Origin of the sequence: Marinactinospora rubrisoli (assembly GCF_042664915.1) — a bacterium.
Classification (GTDB): Bacteria; Actinomycetota; Actinomycetes; order Streptosporangiales; family Streptosporangiaceae; genus Marinitenerispora; species Marinitenerispora rubrisoli.
This window is the reverse complement of the sequence record NZ_JBHTBH010000009.1, coordinates 51,000-72,936: the sequence shown is the minus strand read 5'-3', so window position 1 is coordinate 72,936 and position 21,937 is coordinate 51,000. Positions and strand designations below refer to the sequence as shown.

Here is a 21,937-nt window from a genome sequence, read left to right as displayed (position 1 = left end):
TCAATGTAGAGAAAACCCAGGTCGGGCGCCTAGGGCCTGGGGGCCCAATTATCTCCTGGGCGAGACCCAGCGCCGTTCGGCGGGGTCTGCCGGTGGATGTGCCTGGTAGGGGTGGTGTCGGTGGGGCCGGGGTGGCCATTCCAGCGTGCGATCGCGGCCGCGCGGGACGTCACCTTGAGTTTTCGGAATATTCGATTGATATGGTTTTTCACCGTTTTCTCGGAGAGAAACATGTCCTGGGCGATCGCCGAGTTCGACAGTCCACGCGCGGCGGCCGCCAGCACCTCGGATTCGCGTTCGGTCAGCCCGAGGTCCGCTTGCGCCGCCGGGCCCCGCTGGGATGTCGGAGTCGCGCGCACGGAGTCCAGGACGGCGGTCGCGGCGACCGGTGACAGCGGGCTGCCCCGGCCGTGTACCACCTCGCGCAGGGCGCGGCTCAGTTCCGGAACCGTGAAGTGGCCGTGCACCAGGTAGCCGGTCGCCCCGCGGCGCAGCGCGGCGTGGACGGTCTCGGGGTCCTCGGTGTGGGTCAGCATCACCACCTTCGACAGCGCGCTCAGCTCCTCCACCGCGCTCACCCCGTCGCGTCCGGGCATCCGGACGTCCAGCAGCACCACGTCCGGGCGCAGCTCGCGGGCGCGGGCGATGGCCTCGTCCCCGTCGCCGGCCTCGCCGATCACCGCGATGTCATCGGCCGTCTCCAGCAGCGAGATCAGGCCGGCGCGCACGACGATGTTGTCGTCCACCGCGAGCACGGTCAGGGGTGGGGGACCGGGTCGAGGATTCACTGTGCGTCCTCTCAGGGGCGGGGGAGTCGAAGGCGAGCGGGACCCGGAGGGTGATCCGGGTGCCCGCTCCCGGGGCGGAGTCGACCGCCAGCGTTCCGCCGGCGCGCCGTGCCCGCTCGGCCATTCCGGTCAGACCGAAGTGGCCGGCCGGAGAGATCACCTCGTCGGCGCCGTCGCCGGGCCGCGTCCGGACGGTGAACCCGGCGCCGTCGTCGGCGACGTGCAGCAGCAGCCCGCGGCCACCGGGCGCCGCCGAGCCCGCCGCGGTCCGTTCCAGGCGTACCGTGACCGAGCCCGCGTCCGCGTGCCGCCGGACGTTGCTGAGCGCCTCGCGCAGGACGGCGATGGTCTCCAGCCGGGCGGTCACCATCACCGGCAGCTCGCCGTCCGGTCGCTCGTAGGACACCGGAATGCCGGACTCCGCGGACCATTCCCGCACCACGATGCCGACCGCCTCGGCCAGCGGCACCGCCGCCGAGTCGTCCCGGAGATCGGCGATCAGCTCGCGGGCCTCCCGCGCGGCCATCTCGGCGGCCGCCGCCACCTGCGCCGCCGTGGCCGCGGCCCGTTCCGGGTCCTTGCGCAGCCACAGCGGGAGGGCCTGCGCCGCCAGCGCTGCGCCGCGCAGCGTCTTGGCGACCGAGTCGTGCATGTCGCGGGCCAGCCGGGCGCGCTCCTCCGCCGCCGCGGCGGCGCGTTCGGCCGCCCGGCGCCGCTCCTGCTCGGCGGCCAGCTCGGTGAAGATCAGCCGCAGCCGGATCCCCATGAACCCCGCCACGGGGTACAGCACGGGGTGGATGACGAACAGCTGCAGCCCGATGCCCTCCACGGGGGCCGGCGCCGAGTGCAGGGTGAGGTGTGACAGCAGCGCGGCGGCGTAGCCGATCGCCTGCAGGCCGGCGACCGTCGCGACCCCCTTCCACGTGAACAGCACCCCGGCGATGGCGCTGGTCAGCACCGTCGCGACGAAGAACGCCCCCGACGGCCCGTCGACGGCCAGGATGCCGGCCGCGATGAAGATGTCCGCCCCTACCAGCCACGGCGCCCGCAGCAGGTAGGGCGTCAGCCGCTGCCAGTAGCGGCCGAGCAGGCCCGAGAGCACCGCGTACAGCACGAGGGCCAGCACCGTGGCGAGTGAGGAGCGGTCGGCGGGCAGCAGCAGGAGCGCCACCGCGGTGAGCAGGAACCGCAGTTGCATGAGCAGCCGGGCGACGCCCATGAGCCGCTCCGCCGCCGTGGTCGGGTGTTGGCCCTCCATGCCGTCAGCCGAGGATGCCGGACAGGTCGATGTCGGATCCGAGGAACAGGCCGCCCGCGATGAGCAGCAGCAGACCCGGCAGCATCGTGGCGGCGGTCACCGCCGTCACCCGGGGGTTGAGCTTCTGCGCTCGCCGGCGCAGGTACTGCGCGTCCGCCCGGCGCATGTCCAGGCTGATGGTGTTGAGCGTCTGGCTGAGCGGCGCGCCCAGTTCCTCCGCCTGCTGCAGCGCGGAGACGAACCGGCCCAGCGCCTCGTTGCCGTTGCGCCTGCGGAGCGCCTGGAAGGCCTCGCGCCGGCTGGTGCCGAGCTCCATCTGGCGCAGCGCGAGCCGGAACTCGTCGGCCAGCACCCCCGGCATGGAGTCCGCGACCCGCGCGAGCGCCTGCCGGAACGCCAGCCCGGCACCGACGGTGACCGCCAGCACGTCGAGAAAGTCCGGCAGCTGCCGCTGGATCTCGTCCTGCCGCTGCTGCGCGGCGGCGTACAGGGACAGGTCGGTGAGCCCGACGAACGCCAGCACCACCACCGCGAACAGCGCGTTGTCGTTGGCCAGCATCAGCAGCGCGAGCGTGCCGTACAGCAGCACCTCCCCGACCTTGCGCCGCACGTACCGCGTCACCGTGAGCCCCTTCGGGCGGCCGGCCGCGTCGATGCGGCGCTGGATGCCGGACCGCTGCGCGTCGCTCAGGGCGTCGAGCACCGCCGCGCCGAACGGGCGGCCGATCAGCTCGGTGATCCGGTGCAGGACGAAGAGCCGCTCGCGCTTCCGCTTCGCCGGCGCGACCGTCAGGTCGGCCGCCACCGGGCTCTCCCGCGTGATCAGGTGGAACCCCCAGGCGGCCAGGACGACGCAGAGCGCCCCGGCCAGCCCCAGCGCCAGGATGAGCGGGAAGCTGAGCGTGATGTTCATGGGCCCTCCCAGGGGTCGGCGGCGGATCGGACGCTAGAAGTCGATCCGCGCCATGCGGCGGATCACGACGAAGCCGGTGACGAACAGCGCCAGGGCGGTCCCGAGGATCGCGAGCCCCATCGGGCTCTCGACCATGGCCTCCACGGTGCCGGGCAGCATCGCGTTCAGCAGGAAGAGCGCGCCGACCCCCATGACGAGCAGCGCCCACGCCGTCGACGTCGTCTCGTTGAGGATGGTCCGGACCTCGCGGCGGGTCTCCTTGCGGCTCTCCAGGGTGTCGGAGATGGTGCGCAGCGCGGTGACCAGCGCGCCACCGGAGCGCGCCGACACCAGGAGCGTGGAGATGAGCACGCCGATCTCCCGCGACGGCATGCGGTGCCGCAGGTCCTCGATCGCGGCCTCGAACGGCTGGCCGAGCCGCATCGACTCCACCACCCGGCGCAGTTCCGTGCCGGCCGGGTCGTCCAGCTCGTCGGCCGCCATGTCGATCGCCGTGGGCAGCGCCAAGCCGGCCGAGGTGGCGTTGGACAGCACCCGCGCCAGCTCGGGCAACTGGGCGGTGAACGCCTCCGTACGGCGCTCCTCCTGCCGCCGCAGGTAGGCGAGGAACAGGAACGCGACTAGCCCGGCCGAGAGCAGCCCGAGCAGCGGCGCGAGGATCTGCCACACGAGCACGATGGCGGCGACGGCGGCGCCCAGGAGCAGCAGCAGGAAGGTGGCCACCCGGACCTGCACGCCCGCGCGCGCCAGCCGGCGCTGCACGGCCCGGCCGAACTCGGTGCGCCGCAGCGCCGCGTCCAGCCGCGCCAGCGGGCTGTTGGCCCGGCGCTCGACCTCCGCCAGGACGCTGCGCGACGCGAGCAGCCGCCGCTGGGCGAGACCGTCGGCGAACACGACGATCCCCCACACGGCGATCGCCAGCGCCACGGCGGACAGCAGGACGATGACGGCCTGATAGCCGGTCACAGCAGACCTCCGGTGGGATGCTGGGCGCGGCCGTCCTGCGGCGCGGCCGGCTCGGGGCCGGCGACGCCGAAGGACGCCGGAACGGATTCGCCCGCGTTGTACACTCGCGCGGCGACGTGCCGCGGCAGCGGGAACCGCAGGAAGTCGCCGGTGACCGCGCGGCTCAGGTCCATCCGGTGCGGCTCGAAGCGCAGCAGCGGCTGCAGCCGGAACTCCTCCCGCCGGGTCGACGCGACCACGGACACCTCCGACACCCGGCGGCTGCCGTCCGCGTAGCGCGACAGGTGCACGATGACGTCGATGGCGGCGTTGATCTGGTCGCGGATCGCCTCGAACGGGATCTTCACCTCGCTCATGGAGGCCAGCGTCAGCAGCCGGTGCACCGCGTCGTCGGCGGAGTTGGCGTGCAGGGTGGCCAGCGAGCCGTCATGGCCGGTGTTCATGGCCTGCAGCATGTCGAGGGTCTCGGCCCCCCGGACCTCGCCGACGATGATGCGGTCCGGGCGCATCCGCAGCGAGTTGCGCACCAGGTCGCGGATGGAGATCTGCCCGGCGCCCTCGATGTTGGGCGGGCGCGCCTCCAGCCGGATGATGTGCTCCTGCTGGAGCTGCAGTTCCGCGGAATCCTCGATGGTGACGATGCGCTCGCTCGCCGGCACGAACGCCGACAGCGCGTTGAGGAAGGTCGTCTTCCCCGTGCCGGTCCCGCCCGAGATGACGATGTTGAACCGCGCCCGCACCAGCGCGGCCAGCAGCACACCGGTGGCCTCGTCGAGGCTGCCGTTGCCCACCAGTTGCTCGATGGTGAACGGCTTGGGGAACCGCCGGATGGTGATGACCGGCCCCGACAGCGACAGCGGCGGGATGATGACGTTGACCCGCTCGCCGGTGGGCAGCCGGGCGTCCACCATGGGGCTCGACTCGTCCACCCGGCGGTTCACCTGCGAGACGATGCGGTCGATCGTCTGGTAGAGCTGCTCCTCGCTGGCGAAGGCGGTGTCGATGCGCTCGACCCGGCCGCGCCGCTCGATGTAGACGTTGTCCGGCCCGTTCACCATGATCTCGGTGATGCTCTCGTCGGCGAGCAGCGGTTCGAGCACGCCCAGGCCGAGGGCCTCGTCCACCACCCGGCGCACCATGTTGCCGCGTTCACGGTCGGACAGCACCGGCCCCTCGCGGGAGAGCAGGTGGCCGACCACCTTCTCCAGCCGGATCCGGCGCTGCTCCAGGCTGAGCATCGCGAGGTCGTCGAGGTTGATCTCGCTGAGCAGCCGCTGCCGCCAGTGGGCGACACCGCCGCGTTCCACGTGCTGCCCGGCGAGGCGGTCCTCGTCGAGCCGGTCCTTCAGTCCCATGGGTTCCTGCCTGCGTGTGCGGAGAGTCGGCGGGCGGTGTCACGGCATGTCGGCCCGCCGTACCACCGTGAGGTCGAAGTCGGCGATCCGGAAGACGATGGGCAGATCGATCCGCACCTCCGTGTAGTGGCCGGCGTCCTCGCGGGTCCCCGCGGTGACGACGGCGCCGTCCAGCCAGGGCGGGAGCGCCTGCTGGGCCGTGGACACGGCGGCGGCCGGGCCGCCGCCCGCGGCGCCCGCCGCGCGAGCCCCGGCACGTGCCGCGTTCTCCGCCTGCTCGACCGCCACGAACGACACGAAGACCTCCAGGGCGAGCGCGGCGACGAGCAGGAACAACGGGAAGTAGGCGGCGAACTCCAGGATCTGCGAGCCGCCGTCGTCGCGGGGACGGCCCCGGGCCCGCGCGCGCCGCGCAGCGACTCTCATGCGTCACCCCTCCGGAATGATCAGCGCCTCGCTGGTGATGCCCCACGGGCTGTCGACCCCGGGGATCACCGCGGGCGTGGCGATGGTCACCCGCACGAACGACCGCCCGCCGCGCTCCACCACCGCCAGGTCGAAGGTGTCCGCCGCGTCCCACGGCGCGCGGACCCGCTTGGTGGCCTCCTCACGGATGGCCGCGAGGTCGCCCGGTGTGATGGCCGCCTGCCGCGCGCCCTCGTTAGCGGCGTGGCCGGCGTACATCCCGGTGATGCCGACCAGCAGCACCTGCCACACGAGGAGCAGCGCGAGACCGAGGAACGGCACGACCGCGGCGAACTCCACGACCAGCGACCCCGACTCGCCCCGGGCGTGCCGCGACGGGCGTCCGCGGGCCGGTGTCGCCACGGTCGCGGGGTGCGGCCCGGTGCCGTGCTGGTCGGCGCCGGCGGCCAGGGCGGCGTCGGCGGGCGCGCCGTCGTCCGGCGCGGGGACCGTGAGCATGCCCAGCTCACCGGCGAGCCGCCCGAACGCCCTGAGCAGCGCCTCGTCGGTCAGCCGGTCCGGCGCGCCGGTGTTGGACGCCTCTTCCAGCGCCCGGTAGGCGGCCGGTACGGGGGTGCGCAGCATGGTGCCGCCGAGCAGCTTGCGGGCGAAGTCCGGCTGGATCTCGTTGCGGCGGCTGTGCCGCATCAGCAGCGTGGTGACGTTCTCGGGGGCACGGATCTGCAGGCGGCTCCACATGGCGATCAGCCGCTGCGCGCCCCGCAGGGCCGGCAGGTCGGGGTTGACCAGCACCACGGCGGTGTCGGACAGCTCCACCGCCATGGCGGTGGCCTCGTTCATGGCCGAGCCGCAGTCGACGATGACCAGGTCGAACCGGGAGCGCAGCGCGCCGAGGATCTGCCGGGAGGCGCGGGCCGTGACGTCCTCGCCGCGCTCGCCCTCGACCGGCGCCAGCAGGATGTGCAGGCCGTCGGGGTGGACGTACAGCGTGTCGGACAGCATCGCGGCGCTGATGTCGTCGGCGGCGTCGACCAGGTCGACGATGCTGCGCCGGTGCTTCAGGTCGAAGTAGCCGGGGATGTCGCCGGTCTGCAGGTCGAGGTCGACCAGGCAGACGACGCGGCCGGCGCGGGCGGCGATCCGCGCGAGGTGCAGCGCGGTCGTCGTGGTGCCGACCCCGCCCTTGGCGCCAGTGAAGGTGATGATGGAGCCGCGCCGGCCGGCCACCGGCACGTCCAGGGACGCGGCCTCCAGGTGCCGGCGCAGCGTGCGGGACCACTCGGCGGCGGTGGTCACGCGCGCGCTGAGCTGCTCGATGGTGGCGTCGGCCTGCAGCAGGCCACGGGCGCCGGCCTCCATGGCGTTGGTGAACGTGTCGGGTTCGACCTCGTTCACGATGAGGATGACGGCGAGCTGCGGGTGGTTGCGCGAGATGTCGCGCACCAGGTCGAGGACCGGGAGCGGGCCGAGGTCCTCGTGGATCAGCACGACGTCCAGGCCCGACAGCTTGCCCACCGTGTCGCTCACCTCGCGCGAGGTGCGGTGCACGCTCACCACCTCGGCGTCGCCGAGCTCCTCGAACCGCGCGGTCAGCGCGTTCTCCAGCGCGGCGGTGGGGGCCCCGATCAGCACCTGGTAGGTCATCGGGAACCTCCGGACTCCTGCTGTTCCAGGAGTTCGGCCTGGTCGGTGGAGCAGAACTCCAGGCCGCCCGGGTCGCCGGAGCCCTCGGGGCTCACCAGGGCGAGCCGGAGCTTGTCGGCGAAGCCCTCGGCGTAGGTGAGGCGCAGCGCCTCCTGCGGATCGAGCCGGAAGGTGACCGGGACGACGGAGTTGGTGCCGCCGGTCTGCGCGTCGATCTCCGAGCCGATCTCACCGACCTCCAGTACCTGGACGTCGGTGAGCACCCGGACGGCGCACGCCCCCTGCTGGTCGTTGGGCTGGTAGGCGGCGTAGATGTCCACGTGCGACTGGTCGTCGACCTTGCCGGCGACACCGGTCTCGGCGTTGATCATGATGGCGATCTCGCGTTCGCCCTCGTTGAGGTCCGGGGCGTCGACCACCATGCTCTTCTGCAGCAGGGTGCCGGAGTCCAGGAAGGTGGCGGAGACCGGCTGGCGGCCGAGGCGGTTGAGCGCCTCGTCGAAGTCGGCGCCGGTGAGGAAGACGTCCTCGTTGAAGAAGCGCGCGGGGACCGCGAACTCCTCCACCTGGTCCTCCTCGATCGGCTGGTACGGCGGCACGTCCTCCGTGAGGCGCAGGGCGACGTGGTAGGTGCCCATCTCCGCCTGCAGCGTGTTGGTGTACGAGACGATGGTGAACAGGACCGCGATGGCGCCGATCCCGGCGATGATCATCAGCAGTACACCGCGTCGCTGACGGGGGTTCATGACGTTCCGTTTCTCCTCGGGACGGTGGCGGAGCGGGGGCGGCCGGGCTTCAGCGTGCCGTGGGCCGGAAGGCGGGCGGCGTTCCGGCGCCGGGTGCCGCGGCCGGGCCCGCCGGGGGCGGGGCGGCCGGTTCGGGCCGTGCGCCGTCCGGCGCGGGGGCCGCGGGCGCGGGCAGCTCGCCCGCGCGCGCGTACGACGGGGGCCGGCCGATGGGCGGGCGGTTGGCGGCTCCGCAGAACGGGCAGCGGGGGGCGGCCACGGGTTCGCGGCACCAGCCGCAGGTGGTGGGGCGGATACTGCGGACCGGGTGCGAGAGGGCCTCCTGGTGGGCGCTGAATACCACGAACTCGATGAACCGCGGCGACCCCCAGTACCGCGGGCCGAGCGGCTGCGCCGGAAGCGGGCGGGTGCCGACCGTGCGCACCAGCGGGAGGAACCGGGTGTCGAACGCCGTGGTCTCGATGTCGCCCGCCACGGAGACGAGCATCTGGACGGGATCGACCGGGTGGAAGGGCGGCGCGGGTGCCGGCTTTCCGGCGCGCACCCGCACGACGTGGGGGGTGGGGGAGCAGAACGCCAGAAACGCGGCTTTCGGCGAATAGGACGCCATATGGTGCCGGACCGAAATGGGGAGCGTCGACAGATTGGTCACGCTTTTCAGCCAGGCGCCGGCCAGCATGTGCCGGGGGAGTTCGTCGGCGAGCGCCGCGAGGAGCCCGGCGGGAAGATAGGGGGCGAGATAGGCGAGTTGGTCGGCGAGCAGCGAGAATGCCAGCGGGGAAAGGTCCACCGGCACCCCGGCGATGTGGTCGGTTCGCAGAGCACCGCGCGCGAACTGGACGGCGCGCTCCGGATCCCGTCCACGCCATTTCGGATAGAGCGCCAGCACTTTTCGGTCCTGCGCCGTATGATGAGCGGCGAAATCGAGGAAGTCCGCGCACCGTGCGGCGAGGTCGTCGCCCGCCAGGGGGAAACGCTGCGCCTGGGCGGCACCGAGATGCCCCGTGCTCGGAATATCCGCGAGCAACGCGACAACACTCGGTGACCTCGGACGGTCGGTCGGCACGGTACAGGCTCCCTGGGGGTGCGGCGCGGGGTGCGCCGGCTCCGATCGGGGGGCCGGCGCGACCCTATGGGGACGTATCGTAACGAGGCGCCCTGCGATCCCTCTACCGGGGATGATTCACTTGTTGCCCCTGGACGCTGTGATACACGGTGCGTTATTGCGAGGGGAAAAAGCAAGACATCCACAGGCCGAAATGTAACTGAATGTCGCGCAATGGGCGGTTAGTGTGCTGGGGGAGTTCCGCCGTGCGGCGGAAGTGTCCGCTCTGTTATGAGATGGCGGATGGCGCGGCCGTTGGCGGCGCGCGGTGTGCCGCGCCGCAGGTGCGGCGTCCCTCCGGTGGCCCCGCCGTTCGCTCCGCATCCGCCGGACCGGGTGCCGGCCCGGCGGCGGCGCCCGCGCGGGCCGGTGCCGGCGAGCGAGCCGTGGACGCCCGTCCCGGAGGCCCGCGCCGCACGCCCGACGGAGTCGACGAGCGAACACCGCCGGTGTCCGAGGCGGGCCGGCCACGCGGGTGGACGGACCCGCGCCGGGAGGACGCCCCCCGTCCGAATCGGCCGATGGCTCCCCGGGCCTGAGGCGTCGGCCTGGGACCGAACGGCGTACCGGGACGGCCCGGCGGTGGCAGGGTGACACGCGGTGGAGCGTGCCCCTCCGCCCTTGCCGCCCCGTCGAACCGCTCGCGTACCCGACACCCCTTGACCGTTTCGTCGGCACGGGCGATCGGCCGTTCGGCCGACCGCCCGTGGTCCGAGCGGAGCGCGGCCCCCGTCTCCCATGTCCGGGCCCGACGCTGACCGGTCCCGCGCCGGCCCGCCGCTCGCGGTGCCGGTTCCCGTCCGGCTCCGCCTTCTTATAGGGGGGCGAACGTGGACGATGGTATCGAAAACGGTTATCGTTTTCGTCCTGTGGAGGCGACCACTCCCGTCCCACACGCCACCCGCACCCGCCGTGGCCCCCGAACCGCAAGGCCGCCGCGGCCACGTCAACGTGCCCGCCCCACCGGGATGGAGACCCATGCGCGCAGCTCCCGCAACGTCCGGCCCCGCCTCCCCGCAGCACGTGGCGGCGATCGTCGCCGATGTTCTCGGCATCGAGGAACAGGACGTCGACCCCGACCTGCCGCTCACCGCGCTCGGCCTGGAGTCCTTCACCGCGGTCCGGCTGCGCCGCCGGCTCCGTGACGACGCCGGCCTCGACCTGCCGCTCACCGCCTTCCTCGGTGACGCGACGGTGGCGTCCGTCGCGCGCGGCGCCACCGACCCCGCCGCCTCTCCCGCCGAGCAGGACGCCGGCGCTCCGCTCACCCCGATCCAGAGCGCCTACTGGATCGGCCGCGACGCGGCGTTCCCCCTCGGAGGCGTGGCGACCTTCTACTACCGCGAGTACGACCGGCGCCCCGAAGGCGACCCGCTCGCCGACCTCGACCGGCTGGCCGGCGCCTGGAACCGTCTCGTCCAGCGGCACCCCATGCTGCGCATGGTCGTGGGCCCCGACGCCCACCAGCGCATCCTCCCCGACCCCGGCCCCTACCGCATCGGGGTCACCGACCTGCGGACCGTGGACGCCGACGCCGCCCGGGCCACCCTCGACCGGCTGCGTGCGGCGCACTCCCACCAGGTCCGGCCCGCCGACCGGTGGCCGCTGTTCGACATCCACGCGGCCCTGCTCCCCGACGGCCGCACGCGGCTGCACCTGGGCATCGACGTGCTCGCCCTCGATCTCGCCGGCTGGATGCAGATCCTCGCCGAGTGGGGCGAACTCGTCGCCGACCCCGAGGCGCGGCTCCCCGAGCCCCCCGCCACCTTCATCGATGTCCTGCGGCGCCGATCCGCGGACCCGGCGAACCGCACGGCACGTGAGCGGGACGCGGCCTACTGGCGGGACCGTGCCGCCACACTGCCCCCGGGACCGCGACTGCCGTGGAGCACCGACCTCGCGGAGGTGCGCGGGCACCGCTTCACCCGCCGGGAGCACCGGCTGACCGCGCGGGAGTGGGCGGACCTGCGCGCCCGCGCCGCCGGGCACGGCCTGAGCCCCACCGGTGTGCTGCTGGCCGCCTTCGGCCTGACCCTGTCCCGGTGGGGCGCCACCGACCCCTTCGCCCTTAACACCACCCTCTTCGACCGCCCCGACGACCCGGAGTCGCGCCACGTCGTCGGCGACTTCACCTCCACGGTCGTGGTGGAGGTGCCGCAGCCCCGGGTGCACGCCTGGTCCGGTTTCCTCGACTACGCGGCCGCGGTGAACCGGCGGTTCTGGACCGACCTGGAGCACCGCACCGTCTCCGGGGTCGAGGTGCTGCGCGACTCCGCCGACCCCACCGGGGCGCCGTCCCACCCCGTGGTCTTCACGAGCGGCATCGGCCTGACCGAGCAGGACGTCGCGCCGGGCGAGTGGCTGGGCGCCGAGGTCTTCGGCGTCTCGCAGACGCCGCAGGTCGCGCTCGACCACATCGTGCATGAGGAGGGCGGTGAGCTGCGCGTCTGCTGGGACTGGGCCGTACCGGCGCTGCCGGAGGATTTCGTCGCCGGGATGGCGTCCGCCCACGCCCGGTTGCTGCGCCGCCTCGCCGCCGCCGACGCGGCGTGGCGGGACCCGGCGCTCGGCTGGGACCCGTCCTTCCTGGCCGCCGATCCGCTGGACGCCACGCCGTTCGGCGCGGCCGGCCCCCTGCTCGACGACCCGCTCCGGGCGGCCGCCGACCGGACGCCGGACGCCGTCGCGCTGATCGATCCGGCGCGGTCCGTCTCCCACGCCGAACTGGCGGCCCGGGCCCGACGGACCGCCGCCGGCCTCGCCGCGCTGGGCCTCGGTCCCGGCGACCTCGTCGCCGTCTCCTTCGAGAAGGGCGTGGACCAGGTGGCGGCCCTGCTCGGGGTCGCGGCCAGCGGCGCCGGGTACGTGCCGGTCGAGCCGTCCTGGCCGGCCGGCCGCGTGGCCTCCGTGTGCGAGCAGGCCGGGGTGGCGCGGGCCCTGGTCCCGCCCGGGTCGCCTACCGTCTGGCCGGACGCGGTGACCGTGCACGAGGTCGCCGGGACCGGCGCCCTCACCAGCGCCCCGGACGGCGGCGCCGAGCCGCGCCGCCCGGCCGCCGACGACCTCGCCTACGTCATCTTCACCTCCGGCTCCACCGGGCGCCCCAAGGGCGTGGCCGTCGAGCACCGCGCCGCCCGCACCACGATCGACGACCTGGTGGACCGGTTCCCCATCGGCCCGGAGGACCGGGTGCTGGCGCTGTCCGCGTTCAGCTTCGATCTGTCGGTGCACGACATCTTCGGCGTGCTCGGCGCCGGTGGGGCGCTCGTCCTCCCCGACACCGACCGGCAGCGCGACCCCGGCCACTGGCTGGAGCTCATGGCCCGCCACCGGGTCACCTTCTGGAACACCGCCCCGGCGCTCATGGAGATGCTGGTCGAGTACGCCGAGATCGACCCGGACGCCGCCCGTGCGGCAATGGCCCACCTGCGGCTGGTCTTCCTGTCCGCCGACTGGATCCCGGTCACCCTCCCCGACCGGCTGCGCGAGTTCGCGCCGCAGGCCCGGATCGTCAGCCTGGGCGGAGCCACCGAGGCGTCCATCTGGTCCATCTGCTTCCCGATCGAGGAGGTCGACCCGGGCTGGCCGAGCATCCCCTACGGCCGGGCGCTGCGCGGCCAGAGCTTCCACGTACTGGACGCGCGCGGCGGCGGGCCACGGCCGGTGGGGGAGCCGGGCGAACTCCACATCGGCGGTGCCGGGCTCGCTCGCGGCTACATCGGCGACGCCGGGCAGACCGCCGAGCGGTTCATCGAACATCCGATCCTCGGGCGCCTCTACCACACGGGGGATCTCGGCCGGTGGCGGACCGACGGGACGATCGAGTTCCTCGGCCGCACCGACCGGCAGGTCAAGATCCGTGGGCACCGGATCGAGCTCGGCGAGATCGAGTCGGCGCTGGGGCGGGTGCCGGGCGTGCGCCAGGCGGTCGCCATGTCGGTGCGCGGTCCCGACGACCGGCCGCGGCTGGTCGGCTACCTCGTCGAGAGCGAGTCGCACCGCCCGCCGTCGGACGACCGGTTGATCACCCTGCTGCGCGAGCGGGTGCCCGACTACATGGTGCCCAGCCGCTTCGTGCGGATGGCGGCCTTCCCCGTGACCGACAATGGCAAGGTCGACTACAAGGCGCTGGCCAACCCGTACGACCGTCGACGCTCCGGCGCCGCTCCCGCGCCGCCCGCCGCGGCGGAGGGCCAGGAGCGTCCAGCCGGCCCGAGCACGCCCGCCGGCCCCGTGCGTTCGGCGGAATGGGGCGGCGCGCTGGCCCGCGGCATCCGGGACGCTCTCGATGCCGGCCTGCGTGTCGGCCTGGCGGCCGAGGCGGGCGAGCTGGCGCCGAGCCGGGCCCTGTCCGCCGCCGGGGCGTGGGCCGCCGGCCTGGCGGCGGCCGTGCCGCATGGGGTCGCCGTCACCGAGCGGCTGATCGACGGTGCGCTGGTCGAGCTCCAGCTGACGGCCGCCGTCCCGGCCTCGTCCGCGTCCGCCGAGCAGGCCGCACGTTCCGCGGCAGCCGCGGCCGAGTCGTTCGGCGGGGGTGCACCCGTCGGTGCCGCGTGGCCGGTGGAACAGGGCGGTGATCTGGCCCGGGCCATGCTCGGCGCCTTGGCGGCCGGCCTGGGGATTTCCGTGCGGGTCGAGGCGGGCGAGCTGGCGCCGAGCCGGGCACTGTCCGCCGCCGGGGCGTGGGCCGCCGGCCTGGCGGCGGCCGTGCCGCATGGGGTCGCCGTCACCGAGCGGCTGACGGACGGTGCGCTGGTCGAGCTCCGGCTGAACGCGACCGGCCAGGCCGCTGCTACCGGCACCGTCCGGCCCTCGCCGCCCTCGCATCCCTCGCCGTCCGGGCAGCCCGTGTCGCCCGCTGACCAGCCCGGCGCGGCCGAGGGCGTGGCCGCACCGGCACCGGCCGCGCCGCCCGGCGCCGATCCGGCGGTGGAACAGGCGGTCAGCACCGTGCTCGGCGAACTGCTCGGCGGCCCCATCGATCCGGCCACGCCGTTCTTCCGGCTCGGCGCCACCTCGCTCACCCTCGTCCTCGCGCACCGCCGTCTCGCCGAGCGCCTGGGTGACCCGGCACCGTCCGTCGTGGACTTCTTCAGCCATCCGACCGTGCGGCAGCTCGCCGCGCACATCACCCGGCGCCGCGCCGAACCCACCGCGCCGCCCACAACCGCCCCGGCCGCCGCCCCTGCGGACCGGTCCGTCCCATCACCGGCCACGGCGGACTCCCCGGGTCCGTTCACCCGCGCGGAGCTCCGCCGCCGCGCCCGCGCCGCAGCCACGGAGGTCGCCGAATGACACCCCGCCCGGACGCCCCGACGGCGATCGCCGTCACCGGTCTGGCCTGCCGCTTCCCCGGAGCCCCCGACGCCGCGGCGTTCTGGGACATGCTGGTGGCGGAGCGCGACGGGCTCACCCGCCTCAGCGACGCCCGGCTGGCCGAGCTCGGCGTCCGCCCGTCCGTGCGGCGCGACCCGCACTACGTCCCCGTCGCCGGGATCATCGACGGGCAGGACCTCTTCGACCCCGCGCCCTTCGGCCTCACCGACGCCGAGGCCGCGCTCCTCGACCCCCAGCAGCGGCTGTTCCTGGAGTGCGCGTGGCGGGCGCTGGAGGAGGCCGGCCACGGTGGCGGCACCGGCGCGGGAGCGGTCGGGGTGTTCGCCGGTGCCGCGCAGAGCGCCTACCTCGCCGCCAATCTGGCCGACCGCTGGGACCCCACCGGAGCGGGCGCCGACCCGGTGGGCAGCCTGCAGACCGCCATCGCCACGCAGACCGACTACCTGCCGTCGCAGACCGCCTACCGCCTCGACCTCACCGGCCCCGCCGTCGCCGTCAACACCGCCTGCTCCACCTCGCTGGTCGCGGTGCACATGGCGGTGCAGGCCCTGCTGGCCGGCGAGTGCGACACCGCCCTGGCCGGCGGCGCCTCGCTGATCGTGCCCCAGGGCCGCGGCTACCTGCACACCCCCGACGGCATCTACGCGGCGGACGGCGTCGTCCGGCCGTTCTCCGCCCACGGCACCGGTGTCGTCTACACCCAGGGGGTCGGCGCCGTGGTGCTGCGCCGGCTGCGCGACGCGCTCGACGACGGTGACCCCGTGCTGGCCGTCGTGCACGGCTCCGCGGTCAACAATGACGGCGCCGCCAAGGCCGGGTTCACCGCGCCCTCCGTGCGCGGCCAGGCCCAGGTGCTGGCCGAAGCGCTCGCCGTGGCCGGTGCCGAACCGCGGCACGTCGGCTACGTGGAGGCGCACGGCACCGGCACCCGGCTCGGCGACCCCATCGAGACCGCCGCACTGCGGCGCGTCTACGGTGACACCGGCCCGGCGTGGTGCGGGCTCGGCTCGGTCAAGAGCAACATCGGGCACGCGAACTCCGCCGCCGGCATCGCCTCCTTCATCAAGACGGTGCTCGCCCTGCGCAACGCGGTGATCCCGGCGTCGCTGCACGCCGAGCCCGTCAACGAACTGCTGGGCCTGGCCGGCTCGCCGTTCGAGGTGGTCACCAGGACCCGGGCGTGGGACGGCCCCGAGCTCGCGGGCGTCAGCTCGTTCGGCATCGGCGGCACCAACGCGCACGTCATCCTCGGGCCGGCGCCCCAGCAGCAGCCGGGCCCGCCCGACGGCCGCCCGCAGGTGCTGCCGCTCGCCGCGTTCGGCCGGGACGCGCTCACGGCGAGCGCCGCCCGGCTGGCCGACGCCGTGCCCGGCGACGGCACCGAGCTCGCCGACCTGGCGCACACCCTCCAGTCCGGCCGCTCGCACGCCGGAACGCACCGGCTTGCCGCCGTGGCCGGCAGCGGCGCCGCCGCCGCGGCCCTGCGGTCGGCGGCCCCGGTCGCCTGCGACGGCACCCCGCCCCGGCTGCTGTTCGCCTTCCCCGGCGGGGGCAGTCAGCGCCCCGGCATGGGCGCCGACCTGTACCGGGACGAGCCCGTGTTCGCCGCGTGCGTCGACGAGTGCGCCGAACTCCTGCACCCGCTGCTGGGCCACGACATCCGCGCCTTCGTCACCGGCCGGACCGGCGGTGACGGCGCCGACGACCCTCCGCGGGCCTTGCCGGCGCTGTTCGCCGTGTCCCTCGCCACGGCCCGGCTCCTGGAGTCGTGGGGCGTCCGCCCCGACGCCGTCCTCGGGCACAGCCTCGGCGAGTACACCGCCGCCGTGGCCGCCGGGGCGCTGCGGCTCGCCGACGCCGTCCGGCTGGTCGCGGTGCGGGCCACCGCCATGTCCGACAGCGCCGGCCGCGGCGGGATGCTCGCGCTCCCGCTGCCAGAGGACGCGGTCGTGGACCTCCTGGCCCGGCACCCGGGCATCGACCTCGCCGCGGTCAACGCCCCCGACGCCTGCGTGGTCTCCGGCCCACGGGCCGATCTCGCCGAACTGGACCGGGAGCTGCGGCGCGACGGTGTCGAGCCCACCCGTGTGCGCGTCGACGCGGCGGCGCACTCGCGGCTGGTCGACCCCGCCGTGGACCGGGTGCGCGCGGCTGCCGCCGGCCTGACCGCCGCCGGTCCGGCCGTTCCGGTCGTCTCGACGCTGACCGGCGAACCGGTGTCCGGGACGCTGGGGACCCCCGAGCACTGGGCCCGGCAGCTGCGGGAGCCGGTGCGGTTCGCCCGGGCGCTGCGGACCGCGGTCGAGCTGGACGAGTCACGCCCCGCGCTGCTGCTCCAGGTCGGCCCCGGAGCGGCGCTCGCCACCCTGGCCCGCCGCAACGCGCTGCCGCGGCTGCGCGCCACGGCCACCACACTGGCCACCGAGGCGGCCGAGACCGACCCGGTGGCGGTGCGCGCCGCCGCCGCGGCGGTGTGGACCCACGGCGCCGCCGTCGACTTCGCGGCCATGCACCGGCCGGGCCGCCGCCGGGTGGCCGCTCCCGGCTACGCTTTTCAGCACCGGCGGCTGTGGATCGACCCGCCCACGAGCCGGCCCGGCGGCGACGCCCCCGACGTCGACGATCCGCTCCAGGTGCCGGTGTGGACGCAGTGCCCGCCGCTGGAGCCCGGCACCGAACTGGCCGGCCGGTGGCTGCTGGCCGGTCCGCCCACCCCGGACGCCGCCGCGCTGCGCACCGCTCTCGCGGCGGCCGGCGCCGACGTCGTGGACCTCACGGACGCCGAGAAGGAGCCCTCCGGGCCGTGGGCCGGCGCCGTCGTCGTGGCCGACGCCGACGGCGACGCGCACGACCCCGAGTCCGTGACCCGCCGCATCCTCGCGCACGCGGACCTCGCGCGGATCCTGGCCGGGTGCGTGCCCGCCCCGCCGCTGCTGCTCCAGGTGAGCCGGGCGGTCGAACGCGTCGAGAGCGCCGATCGGGCGCACCCCGCCGCCGCGGTGGCCCAGGTGCTCCCGCGCGTGCTCGCCCAGGAGCAGACCGGCCTGGTGTGGCGCACCCTTGACGTCGGGCCGGACACGCCGCTGGCCCCGGCGGTGCTCGCTGAACTGCGCGACCTCGCCGCCGGAGGCGAGCCGGGCGTGGAGGCGGCCGTGCGCGGCGGAGTCCGGTGGACGCGCGGCGTGGTGCCGTGGCGGCCGGGGGCCGCGGCTGTGGCGGTGGACGGAAGCCGGGCCGTGGCGTCGAAGAAGCCTGTGTCCGCCGAGTCGCGTGACCTCGCCGGCGGCGAGGCGTCGAGCGTGGGGGCAGCGGAGCACGGCGGCGCCTCCGTGGTGGCGCGGCGAGGTGACACGGGTGCGGCTGTCGTCGCCGACTCGACCGATGGCACACGGGGTGCCGTGGCGGCGGACGGAAGGCGAGCCACGGCGTCGGCGGAGGGAGCGGAGTCCACTACGGGGGCCGTCCCGGACACCGGTGTGGTCCGCATGTCCGACATGCCACATGGGCCGGTGTCGGCGGGGCCGTCGGGTGATCTCGCCGGTGGCGAGGCGTCGGGTGTGGAGATGGCGGTGAACGTTGAGGACGCCGTCGTGGCGGTCCGGCGAGGTAGCACGGGTGCGGCTTTCGTCGCCGGCTTGACCGATGGCGGACCGGGTGCCGTGGGTGGCAGCCGAGCCACGGAGCCGGCGGAGGGAGCGGAGCCCGATATTGCGGGTCTCCCGGACACCGGCGTCGCGCCGGTGTCCGGCGCGCGGCTGGGACGGGTGGCGCCCGCCGAGTCGCGCGACCATGCCAGCGGCCGAGCACCGAGCGCGGCGGTACCGGAGCAGGGCAATGCCTCCGTGGCGGTGAACGGAGGGCAGGGCTCCGTGGCGGTGAACGGAGGGCAGGGCTCCGTGGCGGTGAACGGAGGGCAGGGCTCCGTGGCGGTGAACGGAGGGCAGGGCTCCGTGGCGGTGAACGGAGGGCAAGGCTCCGTGGCGGTGAACCAGGGCGGGACCGTCGCCGCCGCCACCGACGAGGACAACGGCACCGCCCTCATCATCGGCGGACTGGGCGACGTCGGCCTGACCATGGCCGCGCACCTGGCCGCGCAGGGCATGCGGGTGGTGCTCACCTCCAGGTCGGCACCGCCCGCTGAGCCCGCTCCCGGCGGCCGGGACGCCGAGCGCGCGCTCGCCCTGCATCGGCTCGCCGACGCGGGCACGCCCGTCGAGGTGCGCGTCCTCGACGCGGCCGACACCGCCGCCACCGCCGGCCTGCTGGCGGAACTCGCCGGCTCGTCCGGCCCGGGTCTGCGGCTCGTCGTGCACGCCGCCGGTGTGGTGGCCACGGCGGACCTCGCCCCGATGCGCGCCGTCACGACCGGCCACGTCACCGGGCACGTCCGGTCGAAGGTGGCGGGCGCGCTGGCGCTGCGCGCCGCCGTGGCGGCCCTGCCGCCGGAACGCCGCCCCGAGACCGTGCTGCTGATGTCCTCGGCGGGCACGCTGGTCGGCGGCATCGGCATGGGGCCGTACTGCGCGGTCAACGCCTTCCTCGACGCGCTGGCCGCCCGGGAGGCGGCGCCGGCGGGCTCCGAAGAGCCCGGTACCCGCTGGCTGAGCGCGGTGTGGGACGCGTGGCGGGTCGGGCCGCTCGGCGAGGACCGCGTGGTCAACCTCGACTTCGCCCTGGACGCCGCCACCGGCATGGCGGCGCTGGACCGGATGCTCGCCGCCGCCCGGGCCGGCACCGCTCCACCCGTGGTGGCCGTGTCCAGCACCGACCTGCGGGTGCGGATGGCCGAGGCCGCCCGCCCGGTCGCCGTCGCCGAGGACACCGGGGCCGCCGACGGCGACCTGGGGCCGGTCGAACGCGCGATCGCGGACCTGTGGACCGAACTGTTCGGGACGCCGGTCCGCTCCGCCGCCGCCGACTTCTTCGCCCTTGGCGGCCACTCCCTGCTGGCGACCCGCATGCTGGCGGCGCTCCGCCGCCGCTTCGGCACCCGGCTCACCCTGCGCGACGTCCTCGCCGAGCCCACACTGGGCGGACTCGCCGCGCTCGTCGCCGACCGCCCCACGGAGGCGCCGACCCCCGCCGCGCTGCCGCCCACGGCCGCCCCGGCCGCGTCCGGGGGCCCGGGCACCTTCCCGATGACCCGGGTGCAGCACGCCTACTGGGTCGGCCGGGACGGCGGCTACGCCTACGGCGACGTCGCCTGCCACTTCTACCTGGAGTACGACTGCGAGCACCTCGACCTCGACCGCTACGAGCGGGCGTGGAACGCGGTGATCGGCCGGCACCCGATGCTGCGCGCCGTGACCACCCCCGACGGCCGGATGCGGGTGCTCGACCGGCTGCCGCACTACCGGATCCGGGTGCACGACCTCACCGGGCACCCCGCGCCGCGCCGTGCGGAGCGGCTCGCCCGGCTGCGGGACCGCATCTCCCGCCGGCCCGGCCCGTCCGACCGCTGGCCGCTGTTCCAGGTGCAGGCCGCGCGGCTGCCGGACGGCCACATCCGGCTCTTCATCGGCGTGGACGTGCTCATCTGCGACGCGGCCAGCTACTGGATCGTGGACCGCGAAGTGCAGCACTACTACGAGCACCCCGACGAGCCGCTGCCCGAGCCCGGCGTGGAGTTCGCGGACTGCGTCGCCGCCCTGGACGGCCGCGCCGACCCCCGGCGGCGCGAGCGCGCGGCGGACTACTGGCGGGACCGGCTGGACACCCTGCCGGACGCCCCCGCGCTCCCGGTGCGGCCCGACGCCGGACCGAACGCCTTCGTGCGGCGGGCCGCGCGGCTGGACACCGCGGCCTGGGACGCGCTGCGGACCGAGGCGGCCCGGCGCGGCGTCACCCCGACCGCGGTCCTGCTCACCGCCTACGCAGAGACACTCGCCGACTGGTCGGGTGACGCCCGCTTCGCGGTCACCCTCACGCTGTTCGACCGCCCGGACATCCACCCGCGGGTCAACGACGTCGTCGGCGACTTCACCTCGCTGCTGCTGCACGAGGCCGACCTCGACCCCGGCGCGACCTTCGCCGAGCGGGTCCGCCGCACCCACCGGCGGCTGTTCACCGACCTGGACCACCGCGAGTTCTCCGCCCTGGACGTGCTCGCCGAGCGCGCGTCGCGCACCGGCCGGGTCGCATCGGTCCCCGTGGTGTTCACCAGCGCGCTCGGGCTGGAGGACGTGATCGGCGGCGAACGCGACCTGCAGTGGGTGGGACGGCAGGTGCACGCCCTCAGCCAGACACCGCAGACCTGGCTCGACCACCAGGCGCTGGTCCAGCGCGGCGAACTGCTGCTCCAGTGGGACGCCCTGGTGCCCGCCCTGCCGCCGGAGGAGGTCGACCGGGTGTTCGCCGCTTACGTGGAGCGGATCCGGCGGCTCGCCGCGGACCCGGCCGGGTGGGACGCGCCGGCGGACGGCGGCCGGCCGGCCGCACCGCCCAGCCCCCCGGCCCCGGCAACGGCCGTCCGCGCGCGTGCGGAGGCGCTGCTGCCGCTGCGGTCCGGCGCAGGGGAGCGCCCGCTGTTCCTCGTGCATCCCTCGGGCGGGGACGTCCTGTGCTACGCCGACCTGGCTCGCGGGCTGGACCCGCGCTTCGAGGTCGTCGCCGTCACCGACCCGGCGCTCGTCGGCGGCGACGCCCCCGAGGGGTTCGCCGACCTCGCCGGCGCCTACGTCGAGCTGGTCCGCGGCCGGCAGCCGAGCGGCCCGTACCTGCTCGGCGGCTGGTCCATGGGCGGCAGCCTCGCCCAGGAGATGGCGTGCCGGCTGCACGAGCAGGGCGAGGCGGTCGAGCTGCTGCTGATGTTCGACTCCAACGACCCGACCCACATCGTGCCCGTCGACCTGCCCGACCCCGAGGACGCGCGCGGCGAGACCATCGCCCGCCATCTCGGCGCGCTTGAGGCCTACCTCGGCGTGGACCTGGGCGTCGGCGACGGGCGGCGGCGCGCCGCCCTGGTCGCCATGGCCCCCGAGCGCCGGTGGGCCGAGGTGGAGCGGCGGCTGCGCGAGCACCGCCTGCTGGGCCGCCGCGAGGAGGCGCGCGACCGGGTCCGGGTGTTCGAGCGGCACATGCGCGCGCTCGCCGGCCACGTGCCCCGGCGTCTGGCGGCTGAAGACACCACGACCCTCGTCGTGCGGGCCGAGCGCTCGGCGCCGCGCAACTCCGGGATCGGCATGGGGGTCGACGACACACCACCCGGTCACGCCGACCTCGGCTGGGGCGCGCACCTAGCCGGCCCCCTGGAGGTCGCCGCCGTGGACGCGGACCACTACTCCCTGCTGCGCCCGCCGGCCGTCGACCGGCTCGCCGAGCTGGTCAACCGTTCGCTGCGCGGTGTGCGCATGTGACCCCCGCCCCTGGCGAGGGGACCGGGCCGGCAGGCCCGGTCCCC

General features: G+C 75.1%; 12 protein-coding genes. 3 read left to right on the top strand and 9 right to left on the bottom strand.

The genetic code is table 11. The features are described from left to right. Window positions 1–29: 29 nt before the first annotated feature. From ACFQRF_RS18840 to ACFQRF_RS18800, 9 genes are read right to left on the bottom strand one after another with little or no spacing between them, the layout of a single operon-like run. Window positions 30–746, bottom strand: a complete 717-nt coding sequence (locus ACFQRF_RS18840; RefSeq protein ID WP_379872446.1) for a LuxR C-terminal-related transcriptional regulator — start codon at window positions 744–746, stop codon at window positions 30–32. Beyond that, window positions 688–2,046 (bottom strand): sensor histidine kinase, encoded by a 1,359-nt coding sequence (locus ACFQRF_RS18835; protein WP_379872445.1) that lies wholly within the window; start codon window positions 2,044–2,046, stop codon window positions 688–690. The genes ACFQRF_RS18840 and ACFQRF_RS18835 overlap by 59 nt, the downstream gene beginning before the upstream one ends. 4 nt (window positions 2,047–2,050) lie before the next feature. After that, window positions 2,051–2,959, bottom strand: coding sequence for a type II secretion system F family protein (locus ACFQRF_RS18830; protein WP_379872444.1), 909 nt, complete (start codon window positions 2,957–2,959; stop codon window positions 2,051–2,053). 33 nt (window positions 2,960–2,992) lie between these two features. Continuing rightward, window positions 2,993–3,925 carry a type II secretion system F family protein gene (locus tag ACFQRF_RS18825; protein WP_379872443.1) on the bottom strand — a complete coding sequence of 311 codons (933 nt, stop codon included), beginning with the start codon at window positions 3,923–3,925 and terminating at the stop codon, window positions 2,993–2,995. Beyond that, on the bottom strand, window positions 3,922–5,280 hold the full coding sequence (locus ACFQRF_RS18820) for a CpaF family protein (RefSeq protein ID WP_379872442.1): 1,359 nt from the start codon (window positions 5,278–5,280) through the stop codon (window positions 3,922–3,924). The genes ACFQRF_RS18825 and ACFQRF_RS18820 overlap by 4 nt, the downstream gene beginning before the upstream one ends. A 39-nt stretch (window positions 5,281–5,319) precedes the next feature. After that, the gene (locus ACFQRF_RS18815; protein ID WP_379872441.1) at window positions 5,320–5,706 is read right to left on the bottom strand and encodes a TadE/TadG family type IV pilus assembly protein; all 387 of its coding nucleotides are present in this window, start codon (window positions 5,704–5,706) and stop codon (window positions 5,320–5,322) included. Between the two features lie 3 nt (window positions 5,707–5,709). After that, entirely contained in the window at window positions 5,710–7,350 is a 1,641-nt protein-coding gene (locus ACFQRF_RS18810; protein ID WP_379872440.1) for an AAA family ATPase, read from the bottom strand. After that, on the bottom strand, window positions 7,347–8,096 hold the full coding sequence (cpaB, locus tag ACFQRF_RS18805; RefSeq protein ID WP_379872439.1) for a Flp pilus assembly protein CpaB: 750 nt from the start codon (window positions 8,094–8,096) through the stop codon (window positions 7,347–7,349). Before cpaB ends, ACFQRF_RS18810 begins: the two co-directional genes overlap by 4 nt. Before the next feature lie 49 nt (window positions 8,097–8,145). Next, complete coding sequence (locus tag ACFQRF_RS18800) at window positions 8,146–8,886, bottom strand: hypothetical protein (protein ID WP_379872438.1); 741 nt, start codon at window positions 8,884–8,886, stop codon at window positions 8,146–8,148. A 15-nt stretch (window positions 8,887–8,901) separates the two neighbouring features. Here ACFQRF_RS18800 and ACFQRF_RS18795 point away from each other — a divergent pair, with 15 nt between their 5' ends. From ACFQRF_RS18795 to ACFQRF_RS18785, 3 genes are all read left to right on the top strand, one after another. Then, entirely contained in the window at window positions 8,902–9,141 is a 240-nt protein-coding gene (locus tag ACFQRF_RS18795) for a hypothetical protein (RefSeq protein ID WP_379872437.1), read from the top strand. A gap of 1,038 nt (window positions 9,142–10,179) precedes the next feature. Further along, complete coding sequence (locus ACFQRF_RS18790; RefSeq protein WP_379872436.1) at window positions 10,180–14,496, top strand: non-ribosomal peptide synthetase; 4,317 nt, start codon at window positions 10,180–10,182, stop codon at window positions 14,494–14,496. After that, complete coding sequence (locus ACFQRF_RS18785; protein ID WP_379872435.1) at window positions 14,493–21,893, top strand: beta-ketoacyl synthase N-terminal-like domain-containing protein; 7,401 nt, start codon at window positions 14,493–14,495, stop codon at window positions 21,891–21,893. The genes ACFQRF_RS18790 and ACFQRF_RS18785 overlap by 4 nt, the downstream gene beginning before the upstream one ends. Window positions 21,894–21,937 lie beyond the last annotated feature (44 nt).

Coding starts and splice junctions, on each gene's coding strand:
- ACFQRF_RS18835 (WP_379872445.1), bottom strand. CDS start 2,046: ATGGAGGGCCAACACCCGACCACGGCGGCGGAGCGGCTCATGGGCGTC.
- ACFQRF_RS18785 (WP_379872435.1), top strand. CDS start 14,493: ATGACACCCCGCCCGGACGCCCCGACGGCGATCGCCGTCACCGGTCTG.
- ACFQRF_RS18815 (WP_379872441.1), bottom strand. CDS start 5,706: ATGAGAGTCGCTGCGCGGCGCGCGCGGGCCCGGGGCCGTCCCCGCGAC.
- ACFQRF_RS18830 (WP_379872444.1), bottom strand. CDS start 2,959: ATGAACATCACGCTCAGCTTCCCGCTCATCCTGGCGCTGGGGCTGGCC.
- ACFQRF_RS18790 (WP_379872436.1), top strand. CDS start 10,180: ATGCGCGCAGCTCCCGCAACGTCCGGCCCCGCCTCCCCGCAGCACGTG.
- ACFQRF_RS18820 (WP_379872442.1), bottom strand. CDS start 5,280: ATGGGACTGAAGGACCGGCTCGACGAGGACCGCCTCGCCGGGCAGCAC.
- ACFQRF_RS18810 (WP_379872440.1), bottom strand. CDS start 7,350: ATGACCTACCAGGTGCTGATCGGGGCCCCCACCGCCGCGCTGGAGAAC.
- cpaB (WP_379872439.1), bottom strand. CDS start 8,096: ATGAACCCCCGTCAGCGACGCGGTGTACTGCTGATGATCATCGCCGGG.